The sequence below is a fragment of the Mesorhizobium sp. FG116 genome (genome assembly GCF_057809835.1).
The window spans coordinates 1-1,354 of the sequence record NZ_JBMDKS010000117.1 but is presented as its reverse complement, the minus strand read 5'-3'; the positions used below and the strand labels follow the sequence as shown (position 1 = coordinate 1,354).

The following is a 1,354-nucleotide window of genomic DNA, read 5'->3' as shown; positions in this document are numbered from 1 at the left end:
GATAAGCCGCCTATCAGACGGGTGTGGAGCGGTATAAGATTTCCGCTTCTTTCTTTATAGTAGGCGTTGTGGGCATTTCCGCTCGATTACTCGCTTGGCAGCAAATGCAAAAGCCGTTATAAGATATTTGCGATTTTCTTATAATGGCTGCTTCATGAAAGAAATCGACCTCGTCTATCGGACAATGTTCGCAGAGCTTGTGCAGCGAAGCCTCGACGCTTCGTTCGAGATCGAGTTCTCAACTGCGGGAAATTTCGTTCGCGTACCGGTCAAGGGCAGGGACTACTGGTACTTCGAGGAAACACAGCCCAAAAAGTCCCGCAAGTATGTCGGCCCGGCTGACGATCCAGATATCGCCAAGCGGGTCGACACCTTCCAGCACATCAAAGACGACCTGCGTAGCCGCCGAAAACTGGTTTCGACGCTCACTCGCGAGGCTGGCCTCGTGGCTCCCGAGCGGTTCACGGGCGCTATTGTTGAGGCTCTGGGCCATGCCGGAATCTTTCGCCTGCGTGGCGTCCTTGTAGGTACGGTTGCTTTCCAAACATACGGTGGGCTGTTGGGCGTCAAGCTGCCTGGGGCTTCGTTGCAGACCGGCGATGCCGATTTCGCGCAGCACTATTCGATCTCAGCCGAGGTCCAGGACAGCCTGCCGCCCATTATCGAAATTTTGCGGGATGTCGACCCAACGTTCCGGCCTGTGCCGCATCGGTCTGACCCCATGCGAGCTACCCAGTTTGAGAACTCCGCCCGTTACAAAGTCGAGTTCCTGACGCCGAACAGAGGATCCGACGAATATACGGATCACGCCAGTCCGATGCCTGCCCTCGGTGGCGCATCCGCACAGCCGCTGCGGTTTCTCGACTTCTTGATCCACGAGCCGGTCCGCACCGTCTTATTGCATCGCTCCGGCGTGCCTGTTGTCGTTCCCGCACCAGAACGTTATGCGATCCATAAGCTGATCGTGGCATCGCGGCGGCAGTCAGACGCCAATGGGGGCGCAAAGCGGGAGAAGGACCTCCACCAGGCAAGCCTGATGGTCGAGGCGCTCCGCACAACTCGCCGGCTCGATGAGCTCGGATATGCATTCGAGGAGGCGTTCAACCGCGGTCCCTCATGGCATGAGGCAATCGAGAAGGGGTTGCGCCTGCTGCCAGACAAGCCCAGGGAACTTACCAAAACCACCATCACGGAAGCTTTGGTATCCACTGGCATAGACCTCGAAGGGTTCACCGATAACGTTTGATATTAGGCGATCTGTGATTGGCATCCCCTCGATGCGCAGCATGGATTCATCGGCGTCGCGACAAAGTTTCATGCAGCCATTTCAGGAAGTCAGAAGACGCCGGTTCCG

Annotated in this window: 1 protein-coding gene; it reads left to right on the top strand. The window is 56.9% G+C overall.

Annotated elements, in window-relative coordinates; genetic code table 11:
- Window positions 1–154: 154 nt before the first annotated feature.
- Window positions 155–1,246 carry a nucleotidyltransferase family protein gene (locus ACODTY_RS24005; protein ID WP_488996682.1) on the top strand — a complete coding sequence of 364 codons (1,092 nt, stop codon included), beginning with the start codon at window positions 155–157 and terminating at the stop codon, window positions 1,244–1,246.
- The last annotated feature ends 108 nt before the right edge of the window (window positions 1,247–1,354 follow it).